Source organism: Limibacillus sp. MBR-115 (genome assembly GCF_040549425.1).
Classification (GTDB): domain Bacteria; phylum Pseudomonadota; class Alphaproteobacteria; order Kiloniellales; family CECT-8803; genus Limibacillus; species Limibacillus halophilus.
In genome coordinates, this window is record NZ_JBEPTJ010000004.1 from 238,176 (window position 1) to 254,266 (window position 16,091).

Consider the following 16,091-nt stretch of genomic DNA (forward strand, 5'->3'; position numbering starts at 1 on the left):
GTCAGCGGCCCCGATGTCAGAACGCCTGACCGAGGCTGATGTAGAATGCGTAATTGTCATCGCTGTCCCGCTTGTTCAACGGTACGGCGAAGTCAAAGCGGATCGGGCCGACGGCTGTGTGGTAGCGCAATCCAAGCCCGGCGCCCCAGCGAAACGGCTCACTACCGCTCGGCATTGTGTTGCTGGAGACCATTCCGCCATCCAAGAAGGGTACCACACCTATGTCCTTGGTGACGCGCAGGCGAAATTCCGCGTTTATCTCGGCCACCGATTTTCCGCCGAGCGGATCATTGCTCGCATCGAGCGGGCCGACGGATTGGAAGGCGTAGCCGCGCACTGAACCGCCGCCGCCAGCGTAGAAACGCTTGGAAGCAGGCAGTTCCCCGGCGGTTGCACCGAAAGCGCTGCCTAGCCGGCCGCGCAAGGCAAAGACGTAACGGCTGTCTTCGTCCAGGGCGTGATAGGTTGAAGCGTTGATTTCCGTCGAGGTGAAGGAAAAGCTCTCTTCAATGGTCGCGAAGTAGGGCGTCAGCACGACACCCAATCGCTGGCCATGCGTCGGATCGAGCAAATTGTCGGTGCCGTCGTATTGTGCGGCCATCGGCACGCCGACAAGCCCCAGTGTACGGGCTTCCGTATTGCGGGCGTCGGTGCTTTGCTCAAACTCAAGACTGCCGCCAAGGCTGTAGGTCCAATCCTCGCCCCAGGTGCGTTCCAGGCCAAGGTAGGATGTTATCGCCTTCGATTCGAAAGCGTCGGTGTCCTCGCGGATAAAGCCCCCCTCTGCGAGCAGGGTTTGATCCTCGCCCAGGAACCAGGGCTTGCGCAGACGGCCCGTCAGACTTTGCTCCAGAAGCGAGCCCTTTGCTTCAAGGGTCAAACGCTCACCGGCACCGAAAAGGTTGCGGTGCTGCCAGCGCGCCGAGCCACCCGGTCCATCGATGGAATCGAAATTGAGCGAGAATCCGATAGTCCGTTGAGGCCGTTCTTGGACCACCACCTCGACGGGCAGTTTGTGATCCGTGACCTCGGCGGCCAGCGGCTCCATGGTCACGCTGTCGAACAGCTCGCTGGACATGAGATTGCGTTCACTTTCGTCCAATAACTGCTCGTCGTAGAGAGCGCCGTCCTGCCAGACGATCAGGTGCCGCAAATAGCTTTCATCAATGCTCTCAACCCCATTGAAGCGGACCTCGCCAAATTTGTGCGGCTGACCACTATCCAGGTACAATTCTACAGACAGAATCTGCTTGTCGTGTTCGACATAGACCTTGCGGTCGGTGACTTTGGCGAAGGGGAAGCCCTCGCGACGCAGCATCTGTAAAAGCTTGGTTTGGGCTGCGGCAATAGTCGGCGCGTGGGCACGTCGTCCCAGGCCCAGTCCCAAGTCCTCCAGGCGTTGCTCGTAAGCTGTGCCAGGCTGATTCTCGGCGTCATCAATGATCTTGTATTCCGCCAGTCGGTAGGCCGGGCCACGCTCGATGGAGATGATCACGGCAGCCGGGTCGCCTTCCGAAATCTCATAGGACAGTTTGCTGTCGTAGTAGCCTTCCGAACGGAGCGTCTTCGAAAAGCGCTCGATGTCGTTGTCGATACGCCGTCGCAAACCACCGCGGGTTTGCGGCCTTTGATCCTGAAGCGATAGCAGCTGTGAGGTTTGCTGGATAAGCTCTTCGAGTTTTTTCGACTCCTCCAGGCCTGTGATCGTCACACTGTAGGATTCTCCGCCCGTACTTTCCTCGGTATCCGTGTTGGTGTTGATGTTTGCAGGGTCGCTCGCCGGCTTGGCCAGATCATCGGCGATGTTCGGGGCATCGACCAAAGAGAGATCGCGTTCCTCAGCCGACAGGGTTTGCGCGGCTCCGAAAAGAACCAGCATGGCTAGGCTAGCAAGGTATGTGAACCGGTAAGCGTCGATAGTCTATGTCTCCCCTGGTTCTGCGCCCTTTGAGGCAATAGCAAACAATTGCGGCAGAAATGCCTCTTTCCCACGGAAAGGGATTCCGTGGGAACCGTTAATTTAGAGGCATATGAGACAAAGGCAAAAATGTCGCCGAATTTCCGGTCGTTCTCGCTTCGTTGACAGCTTCAGGGCAAGTCACGATACTGCGCGGAAGTTTGGGTTTTGCCTCTTTTTCGATGTGATGAGAAAGGGGATTACGGGAACGCGGTGCCATTCCGCGGCTGCCCCCGCAACTGTAAGCGGCGAGCAGCACTGCCAATCGGCCACTGGTATAGCTTCATGAGACGGCGAAGCGACTGGGAAGGCGGCAGTGCTGGCTGTGACCCGCAAAGTCAGGAGACCGGCCCAAATGAAGCGTCACCCACCTGACGAACGGGGTGTTTCGACAGGGCGGTCAGCCGTAGCGGTGGCGCACCGAAAGGTGTAGGGCTGATAGCGACGGGTGCTTTGATGGCAGAGGGGTCGAACTCCTCCTCAGGTATATTGTATCTGGTGTTGCTGCTGCTTGTGTTCCTGGCGGCGGTGGCTTCGCTTGCTATAGGCCCGGCCGATATAGGTCCCCTGGATCTTTGGCGGGGCCTGCTTGGCGGTGACGAACGGGTCGTCATAATCCTTGGCGAGTTACGTCTGCCCCGCACGCTTCTTGCCTTGCTGGTTGGCGGCAGCCTCGGGCTGGCTGGCGCTGCGCTTCAAGGTTATCTCCGCAACCCCCTGGCGGAACCGGGGATCATCGGCGTTTCAGCCGCGGCATCCCTGGGCGCCGTTCTAGCCTTCTATTTCGGGCTTGCGGGGCAGCTTGCGGCTTTGTTGCCGGTGGCCGGAATTTTGGGGGCCGGGGCGGCTGTGCTGCTGGTCCAGCTTTTGGCGGGTCGGCAGGCCGGTAGCGTGACCCTGATCCTGGCAGGCGTTGCCGTGAGCGCTTTTGCCTCGGCCCTGACGTCGCTCGCTTTGAACTTGGCTCCAAGTCCCTTCGCCGCATTGGAGATCGTATTCTGGCTGCTCGGCTCACTCGCCGATCGAAGTTTCCCGCAGTTGTGGTTGGTGTTGCCCTTTATTCTTGTGGGTTGGCTTCTGCTGCTGTCCACGGGCCGTTCGCTCGATGCCCTGACGCTTGGCGAGGACGCAGCGGCTTCTTTGGGGGTCGACGTCGTGCGCTTGCGCTGGCGTTTGGTGGGCGGTACCGCATTGGCTGTTGGCGCGGCTACGGCGGTCGCCGGGGCTATCGGCTTCGTCGGCCTTGTGGTGCCGCATCTGCTACGGCCCTTCGTCGGCCAGCGGCCCAGCCGACTTCTTCCCGCTAGCCTGCTCGGTGGAGGTCTGCTGCTTCTCGCCGCCGATCTCGTGGTACGGCTCTTCTCGAACGGGCAGGAGTTGAAGCTGGGCGTGGTGACGGCCCTGATCGGAGCGCCGTTCTTCCTCTGGCTTGTGCTGCGACAGAGGAGGGCGCTATGACCCTTCTGGAATCCGATCAACTCTCTGTTGAGCTTGCGGGGCGGAGCGTACTCTCGCAGGTCTCACTGGCGCTGCACCCCGGCGAGGTCCTGGGGTTGATCGGCCCAAACGGCGCGGGAAAGACGACCTACCTGCGCGCTTGCGTCGGCTTGCTGCCGCTGAGCGCGGGTACGGTGCGGTTTGCCGAGCGCCCGGTTGAAACCTGGGATCGTACTTTGCTGGCGCGTGATCTTGCCTACCTGCCGCAGGCTGCCGAGGTCCACTGGCCGTTGCCAGTTCGCGACGTGGTTGCGTTGGGGCGCTTGCCGCACCAGACGGGTTGGGGTCGTGATCCCGAGGGTGAGGCCGCGGTGGCCGAGGCTATGCAGCTCGGCGATGTGGAGAACCTCGCCGGGAGAATTGCAACGGAGTTGTCGGGTGGCGAGCGTGCCCGTGTGATGCTGGCCAGAGCGCTAGCCGGGCGACCCAAGGTGCTGCTTGCGGACGAGCCGGTCGCCGGACTCGACCCATATCACCGCCTGGAGATGATGGAGTGCCTGACCGTTTTGGCTGGTCGAGGGATGGGTGTGGCCGTGGTCCTGCACGATTTAACCCTGGCCGGGCGCTTTTGCGACCGCGTTGCACTATTCGATCAGGGCCGCCTTGTCGCGGAAGGTGATCCCAGGACGGAAATGACCGCCGCCCGCCTGGCGGAGATTTACCGGGTCGAGGCGCTGACAGGCGAGCAGGGAGACCGCTTCTTTGTTGTTCCTTGGCGCAGGTTGGACGGCGGGCGCTCGGAAAGCGCCGAGGGTGGGAAAGCACGATGACCCAAGCGGTGCGGCATGGCGTAAGTTTGGAAGCGGCGGTGGAGCGGCCTTTGTTGCCGACGGCGATCGTTTCGTCAGGCCGTCTTGCGGGCCTACCAACCTTGATCACGGCATTTCTGTCATTGCTGCTGCACGGCGTCGCCTTGGCCGCGCTCATCGGATGGAGTGGCAGTGCTCAGGTTGAGATGGGGGACATTCAGACCATCGAGGTGCTGTTGGTTGAGAGTGCTTCGCCGACGTCTGGAGCGCGGGAATTGCCCTCGCAGCGCGAGGCACAGAATGAACGAAATGCGGAAAAGACACCCAGTGTTCCCTACGCCGTGCCGCCCCAATCGCGGTTCAGCCGACCAACCTTGGCGACAAAGCTGGACGATGTGGCGGCGACGCAGTCGAGCGTTGCCAAGGTCGTGGACCCGGTCACACCACCGGGACCCATGCCTGAACAGGCGTCGGCCCTTTCTAGCGATATCCTTTCCTCGGAGCCGCCTGTGACGGTTCATCCTGAAGCGCCTTTACTTCGGTCATCGCCAAGCTCGGCAGAAAAGCCTCAGGAAGCTTCCCTCGCAAAGGCCTTGCCCAGCCCGCCGCCGATCAAACCGGCTCCGCCTCTAGATGCCGGTGTCGCATATCAACAGGCGCTCACGCCGAGGGCCCCGATAGAAGAACCTCGGGAGCAACCCGGCGACAGACAAACGGCAGCTTTGCCCGATCACTCAGCCACTTTGGACGCAAAGCAAGATGTGGGACCGGGAGACAATGTCGACCCGATTGGTAGCCCGGCTTCCTCGGACAGCAAGGCCTTCAGCGGTGCTGGCGGCAGCTTGGCGGTCGCGGCGCCAGGCAATCGACCCCCCGCTTATCCGAACATCGCCCGCCGTCGCGGCCAGGAAGGGCTTGTTCTGTTACGTGTGGAAGTCACGCCCGCCGGTCAGGTGGCCGCGGTGCAGATCGCAACCAGCAGCGGGCATTCGATCCTGGACCGGGCGGCTGTCGATGCGGTGGAAGATTGGCGGTTCCAACCCGCGGTGCGGGCTGGCCAAAGCATAGCAGCGACGCTTGAAATACCCGTTCGGTTTCGCCTGACCGACTAGGCGCGGAAAGTAGGTTTGACTTCCTTCGCGCTGGAATTTCGCGTGATAAGGCCGATGCGCCGCCGTTTCTCCCCGGTCGGCAAATTTAACTAAGCCCTTGCAATCACGCAGCGCGGTCCAATATGACGCGTCATTGCCTTCCGGTGATAGCTCGGGTGAAAAGTCCTCGTATAATGCGCCAATTGTTGCGTTTATCTTTATACGTTTGGCTCCGGTACCCGGATAGCCCATCGGGGATAGAATTGCTGCAGCACGAGCCTATCATTCCATGAGTTATTTTCTGGTCGGAGCAGGTTTGGTTCTCCTCTTTGTCGGAGGCGAAGCACTCGTTCGTGGTGCGGTTGTGCTGGCCCGAGCGCTGGGCGTTTCACCGCTTTTCGTCGGTGTGGTTATCGTAGGATTTGGAACGTCGGCGCCGGAGTTCGTGGTTTCGGTCGAGGCGGCCTTGGTGAACAAGCCGGACATTGCCGTAGGCAATATCGTCGGCAGTAACATCGCCAATCTCCTGCTTATTCTTGGCGTTGCCGCCGTTATTTATCCGATGCCCGCACGCTTCAATCAGATCTGGCGAGAGGCGCTGGCCGTATTGTTCGGTGCGCTGCTGCTGATACCGCTCGGCTATATGGGAATCATCGTGTTCTGGCAGGGCATTGTCATGTTGGCGTTGCTTGCTGCGTTCCTGGTCTACACCTATTGCAGGCAGAGCCGTCAACCGATGGCCGAGGAAGAACTGCTTGATGAGATGCGCTTGCCAAGCAAGTCGACGGCGGCGAATCTGGGTGTGGGTACCGTTGTCTCCGCAGCCGGAATTGCGACGTTGGTGCTGGGATCGAATTTGCTGATTGAAGGTGCCATAGACATCGCGATGCAGTTTGGTATCTCCGAGGCCGTCGTTGGTCTTAGCCTGGTAGCGGTGGGGACGTCCCTGCCGGAGTTGGCAACCTCGATTGTCGCCGCCATCCGCCGGCATTCCGATGTGGCGCTTGGAAATGTCCTGGGCAGCAACATCTTCAATGTTTTTGCCATACTGGGCGCGGCGTCTCTGATTACGCCCATCCCCTTTTCTCCGGAAATAGCGCAGGTCGATGTCTGGATCTGCATTGCCTCGACGCTTCTGGTGGGAGTCTTGATTCTGAGCGAGAAGCGCTTGTCACGGAGCGAGGGAAGTCTCCTTCTCGCCGCCTATGCGGGCTACATCATTTATCTCTACAGCTAAGCGCGAGAGCGGTTTCCTGTTTCCCCTTGGCGACAGAGCCGTTATCTCTGCCTGAGCTTGGCGGCGCGCCTGGCGAAGTCGAGGTTTGAATGGTGCGAAGGCTAATCTTTCTGGTTCCTGATGCAGGATACTTCCTGGGCCATCGCCTGGCATTGGCGAAAGCGGCGCGCGCGGCCGGGTGGGAGGTTGAGGTAGCAACGGCCCCCGACGCCCGGCAAGCGGAGATCGCCGCATTGGGGTTTGTCGTCCACTCACTGCCTTTCCGCCGTCATGGCCGCAACCTCCTGGGCGCCTTTTTGTCGCTGGCGGCAATCTGGCGTCTTTACCGCACCCGGCGTCCGGATCTAGTGCACCACGTGACGTTGAAGGCCGTCGTCTTGGGCGGCCTTGCGGGCCGCTTGGCCCGGGTTCCGGCGATGGTTCATGCCGTGACGGGCCTGGGCTACCTTTTTACCGCCGAGTCCTGGGATTGGCGGTTGCTGCGCTGGCCGGTGAAACTTGCAGTTTGTCTGGCGACGCCTGCACAGGCCAGGCTGTTGACCGAACATTCGGGCGACCGGGCTCTTCTTGCCTGGACGCCGGGTCTGCGCGCCCGCGCCCGTGTTATCGACGGATCGGGCGTGGATACCGAAAGCTTTGCTCCGGCGCCGCTGCCCAACGGCCCCACTCGGTTTCTTCTTGCTTCCCGGCTTCTTAAGTCGAAGGGCATAGAAAGCTACGCCGCTGCCGCGGCCGAGCTTCGGGCAGCCGGTGTCAGGGCTGAGTTTTTGTTGGCCGGCGATCTGGATTCAAGACATCCGGACGGACTGGAGCGCGCCCTGCTGGAGCGGTGGAAAAGCATGGGCACGATTGAATGGGTCGGTTACTGCGCCGACATGCCGAGCCTTTTGGCTTCGGTTCATGCGGTGGTCCTGCCGAGCGCCTACGGCGAAGGCATCCCGCGCTGTCTGCTCGAAGGCGCTTCAGTTGGCCGAGCTTTGATCGCCAGCGAACTGCCCGGTTGCCGGGCCATCGCCCAGGATAAGAGAAACGGTTTCATCGTGCCCTCGGGCAATGTCCCGGCCCTAGCGGCTGCGATGGGAAAGCTCGCGGGCGACAGAAATCTCCTTGCGCAATTTGGCAAGGCCAGCCGGGATTTGGTTTTGGAGCGTTTCAGCGACGCCCAGATTACCGCTGCGACCCTGGAGGTTTATCGCGAGATTACGTGAACCTCCAGGGTGCCAGCGTGAGCCCGGTCAGTGTCCGGCTAAGTGATTCCATTCGGGCAACAGTACGATCGAGTTGGGATTGAAGCCCGCATTCTTCAGGGTATCCATCGACCCCAGGACCTTATGCTGCTGAAGGTCTATGACCGTGACGCCGCCATCGCTCATGCCCGGGAGGTTCAGTAGGGCATTCTGCACGAAGCCGTACTTCTCGTCCTTGGTGATGGCAACGTGATGAGCACCCTCTCCGGCGGGAAGACTTTCGATCAAGCTCGGCTTGCCGGGGTCCATTCCGACATCGAAGACATGGAGATGGCCTGGCTTGGCAGTCGTTACGTAGAGCCGGTCGCCTGCATCGTTGAAGTACATCTCAAGGGGCACGCCTGCCTCCAGCGAAGCGAAATCGAAGACCTGCTCCGACTTGAAGTCCTGTGAGCCCTCGTCCCAGGTCATGGTCCAGAGCGTTCCGCCGAACATATTGGTGACGTAGGCTATTGGAGGTTCTGCTCCAGGGACAAAAAGAATCTCTACAGGGGCTTCTCCGGACCCCTCCGGCTTCATCGAAAGCCGGTGTGATCCCAGCGGTTGATAGGTCGTTGCATCGACGACAGAAACAACTTCATCAGGGCTCTTCAGGTCGCCGCTGATCGTGCTGGTGACCAGAACCCGATTGGATTTGCTGTTGACTGCCAGACCATGCGGATAGGTGCCCGGCAGCTTGATCTCCGCCAAAATTTCATCGTTAGAGACGCGACCTACGAAGACGTTGGCCGAGTTCATGCAGGTCGTGAACCACCGCTCGTTGGTTTCGTCAAAAATGACATCCTCCGCCATCTGACAGCCTTCCAGCGCGATGGGCTTCAAACGATAAGGATAGCGCTGCATGTCCATCACCATCAGCGAGGGCTGTGCAAGTGAGGTTACGTAGGCTTTGGTCATGGTCCTATCGTAGAAGATATGATGGACCACCTGATCGGCGGGCATGGGAATGTCCATGATGATCTTGCCGAAGGAACCGGACCCCGGATCGACATCGATAATCGCTATTCCCTCTCGCCGCTCGCCCGGTCCGGATAGCTTTAGCGCTTTCAGCGAATCCGCTGTCTTGCTCTCGTAGTTCATCATGGCGAGAATTTCAGCTTGCGTGGATGTTCCGCTCAGAAGCATTGCTGCAATGCCAAGCGCTGTTGTCATCGTAAGAACTTTCATAGGAACTCTCTCCCTAGTAGGTGAAACGCCCCGAGAGTTGTTCTTGATATGATCGCCGCTTAGCCTTCGGGGGCTGCTCGGCTGAGAGCCTCTCATGCAGTTTTTTGAATTACTCAGCTCGACAAATCTTCTGCCACCAACCCGGTTTCGTCAATTAGAATGCCCGTTACAGCAGACTCTATTTACGGTCGAAAGGACGTTAAGGTTTGAACCGAAAGTTGATTTCAGGCTTTCTGTTGAGTTCCACCCTGCTGGTTGTGGCGGCGACGGTGCTGGCTGACACGCGCAGCTTTGCACTGCAGGCTGTCGGCGGCGCTTTGAGCGAAGGAGGCGATACCATCACCGTCAATCAGGATGATTCCGTCTCACTATCACTTGTGAGCGATAAAGCGTTGGTCGTTCATCTGCACGGTTACGACCTGGAATATGCGCTGCAGGCCGGAACGCCGCTGCAGATTGACCTGCCGAGCCATCTCATCGGACGTTTCCCGGCCGAGATCCATCACTATGACGGCGGTCATGGCAAGGGCGTCCTCTTTTATTACGAAGTCTATCCAAAATGATGCGCCGCACTTGGCTTTGGATAGCGGCCACTCTTGTCCTGTCGTTGCGTCCGACGGACGCAATCGCCCATGCATTTGGGGGCCGTTATGACCTGCCCCTGCCTATTGGTTTCTACCTCTTTGCCGCCGGCACAGCGGTTGCCATCACCTTCCTGATACTGACTGTCATCGGGCGGCCGCGTAGTTCGCCCGAACCTTTGGAATATCCTCTGGTGTCGGATTGGGGTTTTGGCGAAATGCTGGCGGGGTTGGTCCTGCCGGTCCGTATCCTGGGGGTCGGCATTTTTCTATTCGCGCTGTCGGTTGCTTTTTTCGGCGACCCATCGCCAACGCGAAACTTTGCCACCTTGATCGTGTGGGTCATCTGGTGGGTTGGCTTTGCCCATTTCACGGCCTTTGTCGGCAACATTTGGAATGCCCTTAACCCTTGGTCAACGCTTTTCTCCTGGAGCCGTATCGCGGATTTCGTGGCGCCGCGCGCTTTGCCGGATTGGCTCGGGGTTTGGCCGGCGGTGCTACTGTTCCTGGGGTTTGCCTGGGCGGAGATGATCGGCGATTTCGGTGACGATCCGCGTCGCTTGGGGTGGTTGATACTAGCCTACAGCGCCATGACTTGGCTTGGCATGGCGCTCTACGGGCGGCAGGTTTGGCTGGATCGGTTCGATCCGTTTCATCGCTTCTTTAACCTGCTCGGGCGTTTTGGCTTTATGGGTCGATCCATAGAGGACCCGGGTGCCTTCGCGGTTGTCCGTTTACCCGCCCAGGGATTGCTCGGCGATCCCCCAAAAGAGCTCTCCGGCGTTGTGTTCGTCATGGCCGTGCTCGCCACGGTCACCTTCGACGGCTTCTCCGAAACACCGCTTTGGGTGGACTTATTACAGTGGTTTGCCGAAAGCGCGGAGGTCAGGCCCTGGCTTCTTGTTGCCGTCCGGGCCGATATAGAGCCTTTGACTGCGATCAAGACGCTGGGTTTGTTGGCCGCGCCGCTGATTGTCACCGGCTTCTATGTCCTGACCTGCTGGATATCAGCGCGTCTGGCGGGCGGTTTGACCACGATGCAGTTGGTCCGCGGCTTTGCCCATACGCTGCTGCCGATCGCCATTGCCTACCACCTTGCGCACTACTTCTCCTATCTGGCGCTCGTTGGGCAGTATGCAATTCCCCTGATTTCCGACCCCTTCGGCCTGGGTTGGAACGTTTTTGGCACCCGAGATTATGTCATCGACGTTAGCGTCATGAACGCCAAGGCGGTCTGGTACCTGGCCATCACCTCCGTCATATCCGGGCATGTAATTTCAGTCGTGCTGGCCCACTACGAGGCGCTGCGCCAATTTCCGAATGATGACAAGGCAATCCGCAGCCAAACGCCGATCACAATACTGATGATCGGCTTCACCATGGCATCGCTGTGGATACTCGCTCAGCCGGTCGTCGTCTCACCCTAGAAAGTTTGCGCGTCGGGTCTGTTCACCTGTGGCGGCAGCGGCTATGGTGCGGCGCGCCAGAGGTGGCGGGCAAGTCAATGGATTTGGTGATCGGACTGGATGGCAATTTACAGGCATAGCGAACGTTTGCCGCAAGAAGCACGCAAGGGCGTGGTGGCGATCGGGAACTTCGACGGCTTGCATTTGGGGCACCAGGTATTGCTAGGCGAGGCAAGAACACGCGCTGCAGCTCTGGGCGTTCCAAGCCTGGTCCTGACATTTGAGCCACATCCGCGTTCCATTTTTCAACCCGACTTGCCGCCCTTTCGGTTGACGCCATTCCGCATCAAGACCCGCACGCTCGAGGCGTTGGGTATTGATCACATGGTGGTGGCGCATTTTGACACGGCTTTTGCCGCCATCAGCGCCGAGGACTTCATCCAGCACATCCTGGTCGAGGGTATGGGGGTTGAGCATGTGGTCATTGGTTGGGACTTCTGTTTCGGTAACAAGCGCCAGGGCAACGCTGCGCTGCTGCGGGCCAAGGGAGCGGAATTGGGTTTCGGCGTGACGGTGGTCGAGCCGGTGCGCGACGGTTCGACGGAGATCTATTCCTCCAGCCTGATTCGTCAGGAACTGCAAGCTGGGCGACCGGATTTCGCTGCGCGTCTATTGGGCCGCCCCTTCGAGATCGAAGGGCGCGTCGAAAAAGGCAAGCAGCTTGGCCGCACCCTGGGTTTTCCAACCGCTAATGTGAGGCTGGACGATTATCTGGAGCCGGCGCATGGCATTTACGCCGTGCGTGCCGGTATCGACGCAGGCGGGGCGACGCGCTTCATCGATGGGGTGGCCAATCTGGGGCGCCGTCCGACCGTCGCTGGAAAGGACACACTGCTGGAGGTTCATCTCTTTGATTGGTCCGGTGACCTCTATGGCAAACATCTAAGGGTTCAATTGATTTCTTTCCTGCGCGCGGAAGAGAATTTCGACAGCCTGGAGGCTATGACGGAGCAGATGCACCGCGATGCGGCCTTGGCCCGAGCGCGATTGGGGCAAGGGGATGCTTGACCCGGCCCCGCGCATGACTAACATCGCGCGCGAAGTTCTTTAAGGCGCATTCGCATCATGCGAATCTAGCGCTCTCCCGAGGTGTTGAGTGATGACCGTCGATTACAAGTCCACCGTCTTTTTGCCAAAGACCGAATTTCCTATGCGCGCGGGTCTGCCGCAAAAAGAGCCGGAAATCCTGGAACACTGGGAAAAGCTCGGTCTGTTCGATCGCCTGCGCGAGGAATCGAAAGACCGCGAATTGTTCGTTTTGCATGACGGGCCCCCCTACGCGAACGGCCATCTTCACATGGGCCATGCCCTGAATAAGATTCTTAAGGACACCATCAACCGGGCACAGCAGATGCTCGGTAAGAACGCGCATTATGTGCCGGGTTGGGATTGTCATGGCCTGCCGATCGAATGGAAGATCGAGGAAGGGTACCGCGAGCGTGGCCAGGATAAAGACGCCGTGGACAAGGTTACTTTCCGACGCGAATGCCGGGCCTTTGCCGAAAAGTGGATCGATATCCAGATCGGCGAGTTCAAGCGGTTAGGCGTTATCGGCGACTGGGAGAACCCCTATACCACCATGAAGTTCTCCGCCGAGGCGCAAATCGTTCGCGAGGTGGGCAAGTTCCTGATGAACGGCGGGCTTTACGCCGGTGCCAGGCCGGTGCTTTGGTCGGTTGTGGAGAAGACGGCGCTGGCGGATGCCGAGGTCGAGTACGCCGAGCATAAGTCGCATACCATCTGGGTGCGTTTCCCGGTTGTCACGGCGAGCCGTCGTGAATTGGAGGGAGCCAGCATCGTTATCTGGACGACCACGCCCTGGACCATCCCCTCGAACCGCGCCGTGGCTTTCGCCGAGGAGGAAACTTATGTGGTGCTGAAGGTCGGGTCGGTGCTGGAGAACAGCAAGGCCGAACCAGGCGAGCGCATCGTGATCGCCAAGGCACTGATTGAACAGGTTGCGTCCGACGCCAAGTTGGAAAGTTATGAAGTCGAAGCGGAGTTCCCTGGGTCCGCGCTTGCCGGCAGCGTTGCCGCTCATCCGCTGCGCGGCCAGGGTTATGACTACGAGGTGCCGCTTTACGAGGCTGATTTCGTGACCATGGACCAGGGCACCGGCTTCGTCCATGTGGCGCCTTCACATGGCGCCGATGACTGGGACCTAGGTCGCCGCAAGGGGTTGGAAATCACCAACAACATCGACGGCGAGGGTCGCTTTCTGCCGCACGTTCCCCTCTTTGCCGGTACGGTGGTTTACACCAGCGACGGCAAGGAAGGTGATGCCAATGTCGCCGTGATTCGGGCTTTGGCGGCGGCAGGAAAACTGCTGAACAAAGGCAGTGTGCGCCATAGCTACCCGCATTCCTGGCGTTCCAAGGCGCCGCTCATTTTCCGCAACACACCGCAATGGTTCATATCCATGGAAACGAACGGTTTGCGGGAAAAGGCGCTCAAGGCCATCGATGACACGCGCTTTGTGCCTGCAGGGGGACAGGCGCGACTGCGATCAATGATTTCCCAACGGCCGGATTGGTGCATTTCCCGTCAGCGCCTTTGGGGTGTGCCGCTGCCGATTTTCGTCAACAAGCAGACCGGCGAACCCCTGAGGGACCAAGCCGTCGTAGATCGCATCGCGGCAGTTTTCGAGGAGGAGGGCGGCGACGCCTGGTTCTCGTCGCCCGCGAGCCGTTTCCTCGGGAACGACTATGATCCCGCAGAGTATGAGCAGATCAGCGACGTGGTTGAAGTTTGGTTCGATTCCGGCTCGACTCACGCTTTCGTTCTTGAGGCGCGTCCAGAGTTGAAGTGGCCGGCCGACCTGTATTTGGAAGGATCGGATCAGCACCGCGGTTGGTTCCATTCGTCATTGCTGGAGTCCTCCGGCACGCGCGGCCGCGCGCCCTATGACGCTGTGCTAACGCACGGTTTCGTTCTGGACGAAAAGGCTCGCAAGATGTCCAAGTCGCTGGGCAACGTGGTGGCGCCTGAAGACATCATGCAGAAATATGGCGCCGACATCCTGCGCCTTTGGGTGGTCGGATCGGACTACTCGGAGGATCTGAGAATCGGCGAGCACATCATCAAGCATCAGGCCGACGCCTACCGGCGTTTGCGCAATACGCTGCGCTATCTGCTAGGCGCGCTTTCTGACTTTGAGGAGAAAGAGCGTGTCGAGGTCGCAGCGATGCCGGAACTGGAGCGTTGGGTTTTGCACCGGGTCCAGGAATTGGACAAGCAAGTGCGCGATGCGGCGAATTCCTTTGAGTTCCATGCGCTTTATCGCGCGCTGCACGACTTCTGCGCCGTCGATCTTTCCGCCTTTTATTTCGACGTTCGCAAGGACGCGCTCTATTGTGATCGCCCGGACGATCTCACCCGGCGTGCCTGCCGAACGGTGCTCGATATTCTCTTCGACTGCCTGACCTCTTGGCTGGCGCCCATTCTCTGCTTCACCACTGAGGAGGCCTGGCTGGCGCGCGGCAAGGCGCCGGAAAGTGTTCACCTGAGGGTCCATCCGACGATCCCGGCGGACTGGCGCAACGATGCGCTTGCCGACAAATGGGAGAAGGTCCGACGCGTTCGCCGTGTTGTGACCGGCGCGTTGGAGTTGGAGCGGGCCGAGAAGCGTATCGGCTCATCTCTCCAAGCCTGCCCTCTGGTTCATATCGAAGATGCCGGTCTTCGCGACGTCGTCGGGAGTGTCGATCTGGCGGCTATCTGCATCACCTCCCAGATTCGTGTTGAAGCAGGAAATGGGCCCGATGAAGCCTTCAGATTGGAGGATATCGCAGGCGTCGCTGTGGTGCCGATAACCGCCGAGGGGCAGAAATGTGAGCGCTGCTGGAAGGTCCTTCCCGAGGTCGGTGAGATCGAAGAAGTACCACGGACTTGCCGTCGCTGCGCCGATGCCGTCGGCGCCTTGGGCGGGGTGGCCTGACCGAGATGGTGCGCGGTCCTCGCTTTCTCTTCCTATCGATGGCGCTGATCGCCTTTCTGTTGGACCAGGGAAGCAAGCTGGCGATTCTGGATCTGGCCGAGGGGATCGGATGGCAGGTGCAGGTTACTGGGTTTTTTAACCTGGTTCTGGTTTTCAACCGGGGGGTCAGCTTTGGGATGCTCGGCGGACTCGGCTTGGCATGGCAACCTTATCTGCTGGCAGGGTTAGCCGTGGCCATTTCTCTTTGGTTGACGGTTTGGGCTTTTCGCAGTGCAGGCCCAAGAGTTGCCGCTGCCTTCGGTCTGATCGTGGGGGGTGCGCTGGGTAATGCGCTGGACCGGGTGCGGATCGGCGCCGTGGTGGATTTTCTTGATTTACATGCCGCCGGTTATCACTGGCCAGCGTTCAACGTCGCGGACAGCGCGCTTTTCCTGGGTGTCGCACTTGTCCTTTTGGATGGCTTGTTTGGCGGCGCGACAAAGAGTAAAACGAAGGGCCAATGAGGGACGTTTCCACGAAGGGACAGAATATGACCGCACGAGGCAAGATGAATGGGGCGATTCTCTGCCTGATGGCGGTGCTGCTGGTTGGTTGCGGCGGCGTACGCGAACAGTTCGGGTTGGAGCGCAAGCGGCCGCCTGATGAATTCCGCGTGGTTGCCCGCGCACCGCTATCGCTGCCGCCTGATTTTGCTTTGCGTCCGCCGGCGCCCGGTGCTGTGCGTCCGCAGGAAGGTTCTGCGACAGACCAAGCGCGCAATGCGGTGTTCAGGCGTGAAGGGCAGGTGGTTCCGCTCGACCAGCAGGTGACTGTCAGCGACGGACGCAGCGAAGGCGAAGTAGCGTTGCTGCGTCAAGCGGGCGCTCTCAATGCCAACCCAGCGATTCGCCAGGAGGTCAATCGCGAGGCGGCTGCTCTAGCCGAAGAGCAGGACAGCTTTATCAACAGCTTGATTTTCTGGCGCAAGCAGGAAGAGCCGGGCACCGTGATCGACGCCACTGCTGAATCGCAGCGCTTGCGCGAGAACGAAGCATTGGGACAAGCCGTCACAACCGGTGACACACCGAGCATACAGCGCAAGGAAAAAGCGATCTTTGAAGGTTTGCTGGACGGCGGCAGCCTGTTCTAGTTTCTTTCTTGGGTAGCTTGAGACCGGATAAAG

General features: G+C 59.7%; 13 protein-coding genes and 1 riboswitch. Of the genes, 11 read left to right on the plus strand and 2 right to left on the minus strand.

From position 1 onward, the window contains the following. Positions 1-16: 16 nt before the first annotated feature. On the minus strand, positions 17-1,879 hold the full coding sequence (locus tag ABIE63_RS10835; RefSeq protein ID WP_354504490.1) for an autotransporter assembly complex family protein: 1,863 nt from the start codon (positions 1,877-1,879) through the stop codon (positions 17-19). A 224-nt stretch (positions 1,880-2,103) separates the two neighbouring features. Continuing rightward, positions 2,104-2,327: riboswitch (cobalamin riboswitch) on the plus strand. 86 nt (positions 2,328-2,413) lie between these two features. Here ABIE63_RS10835 and ABIE63_RS10840 point away from each other — a divergent pair. From ABIE63_RS10840 to ABIE63_RS10860, 5 genes are all read left to right on the plus strand, one after another. Continuing rightward, a complete protein-coding gene (locus ABIE63_RS10840; protein ID WP_354504491.1) occupies positions 2,414-3,415 on the plus strand; it encodes an iron ABC transporter permease in 1,002 nt (333 codons plus the stop codon). Next, the gene (locus ABIE63_RS10845) at positions 3,412-4,224 is read left to right on the plus strand and encodes an ABC transporter ATP-binding protein (RefSeq protein WP_354504492.1); all 813 of its coding nucleotides are present in this window, start codon (positions 3,412-3,414) and stop codon (positions 4,222-4,224) included. The genes ABIE63_RS10840 and ABIE63_RS10845 overlap by 4 nt, the downstream gene beginning before the upstream one ends. After that, positions 4,221-5,315, plus strand: a complete 1,095-nt coding sequence (locus ABIE63_RS10850; protein WP_354504493.1) for an energy transducer TonB — start codon at positions 4,221-4,223, stop codon at positions 5,313-5,315. The genes ABIE63_RS10845 and ABIE63_RS10850 overlap by 4 nt, the downstream gene beginning before the upstream one ends. 268 nt (positions 5,316-5,583) lie before the next feature. After that, entirely contained in the window at positions 5,584-6,531 is a 948-nt protein-coding gene (locus ABIE63_RS10855) for a calcium/sodium antiporter (protein ID WP_354504494.1), read from the plus strand. 89 nt (positions 6,532-6,620) lie between these two features. After that, a complete protein-coding gene (locus ABIE63_RS10860) occupies positions 6,621-7,739 on the plus strand; it encodes a glycosyltransferase family 4 protein (protein WP_354504495.1) in 1,119 nt (372 codons plus the stop codon). A gap of 27 nt (positions 7,740-7,766) precedes the next feature. On the opposite strand, the gene ABIE63_RS10865 is transcribed toward ABIE63_RS10860, so the two are convergent. Beyond that, positions 7,767-8,945, minus strand: coding sequence for a YncE family protein (locus ABIE63_RS10865; protein ID WP_354504496.1), 1,179 nt, complete (start codon positions 8,943-8,945; stop codon positions 7,767-7,769). A gap of 206 nt (positions 8,946-9,151) precedes the next feature. Between ABIE63_RS10865 and ABIE63_RS10870 the strand changes: the two genes are divergently transcribed. From ABIE63_RS10870 to ABIE63_RS10895, 6 genes are all read left to right on the plus strand, one after another. Continuing rightward, on the plus strand, positions 9,152-9,508 hold the full coding sequence (locus tag ABIE63_RS10870) for a hypothetical protein (RefSeq protein ID WP_354504497.1): 357 nt from the start codon (positions 9,152-9,154) through the stop codon (positions 9,506-9,508). Next, complete coding sequence (locus tag ABIE63_RS10875) at positions 9,505-10,953, plus strand: hypothetical protein (RefSeq protein ID WP_354504498.1); 1,449 nt, start codon at positions 9,505-9,507, stop codon at positions 10,951-10,953. Before ABIE63_RS10870 ends, ABIE63_RS10875 begins: the two co-directional genes overlap by 4 nt. 99 nt (positions 10,954-11,052) lie before the next feature. Then, entirely contained in the window at positions 11,053-12,000 is a 948-nt protein-coding gene (locus ABIE63_RS10880; protein ID WP_354504499.1) for a bifunctional riboflavin kinase/FAD synthetase, read from the plus strand. Between the two features lie 91 nt (positions 12,001-12,091). Continuing rightward, positions 12,092-14,929: an isoleucine--tRNA ligase gene (gene ileS, locus ABIE63_RS10885; protein WP_183416853.1), complete on the plus strand. Its 2,838-nt coding sequence runs from the start codon at positions 12,092-12,094 to the stop codon at positions 14,927-14,929. Positions 14,930-14,934: 5 nt separating this feature from the next. Beyond that, positions 14,935-15,432: a signal peptidase II gene (lspA, locus tag ABIE63_RS10890; RefSeq protein ID WP_183416852.1), complete on the plus strand. Its 498-nt coding sequence runs from the start codon at positions 14,935-14,937 to the stop codon at positions 15,430-15,432. Between the two features lie 26 nt (positions 15,433-15,458). Then, complete coding sequence (locus ABIE63_RS10895) at positions 15,459-16,058, plus strand: DUF3035 domain-containing protein (protein WP_221205863.1); 600 nt, start codon at positions 15,459-15,461, stop codon at positions 16,056-16,058. Positions 16,059-16,091 lie beyond the last annotated feature (33 nt).

Coding starts and splice junctions, on each gene's coding strand:
- ABIE63_RS10835 (WP_354504490.1), bottom strand. CDS start 1,879: ATGCTGGTTCTTTTCGGAGCCGCGCAAACCCTGTCGGCTGAGGAACGC.
- ABIE63_RS10880 (WP_354504499.1), top strand. CDS start 11,053: ATGGCAATTTACAGGCATAGCGAACGTTTGCCGCAAGAAGCACGCAAG.
- ABIE63_RS10865 (WP_354504496.1), bottom strand. CDS start 8,945: ATGAAAGTTCTTACGATGACAACAGCGCTTGGCATTGCAGCAATGCTT.
- ABIE63_RS10850 (WP_354504493.1), top strand. CDS start 4,221: ATGACCCAAGCGGTGCGGCATGGCGTAAGTTTGGAAGCGGCGGTGGAG.
- ABIE63_RS10875 (WP_354504498.1), top strand. CDS start 9,505: ATGATGCGCCGCACTTGGCTTTGGATAGCGGCCACTCTTGTCCTGTCG.
- ABIE63_RS10855 (WP_354504494.1), top strand. CDS start 5,584: ATGAGTTATTTTCTGGTCGGAGCAGGTTTGGTTCTCCTCTTTGTCGGA.
- ileS (WP_183416853.1), top strand. CDS start 12,092: ATGACCGTCGATTACAAGTCCACCGTCTTTTTGCCAAAGACCGAATTT.
- ABIE63_RS10895 (WP_221205863.1), top strand. CDS start 15,459: ATGACCGCACGAGGCAAGATGAATGGGGCGATTCTCTGCCTGATGGCG.
- ABIE63_RS10840 (WP_354504491.1), top strand. CDS start 2,414: ATGGCAGAGGGGTCGAACTCCTCCTCAGGTATATTGTATCTGGTGTTG.
- ABIE63_RS10845 (WP_354504492.1), top strand. CDS start 3,412: ATGACCCTTCTGGAATCCGATCAACTCTCTGTTGAGCTTGCGGGGCGG.
- ABIE63_RS10860 (WP_354504495.1), top strand. CDS start 6,621: ATGGTGCGAAGGCTAATCTTTCTGGTTCCTGATGCAGGATACTTCCTG.
- lspA (WP_183416852.1), top strand. CDS start 14,935: ATGGTGCGCGGTCCTCGCTTTCTCTTCCTATCGATGGCGCTGATCGCC.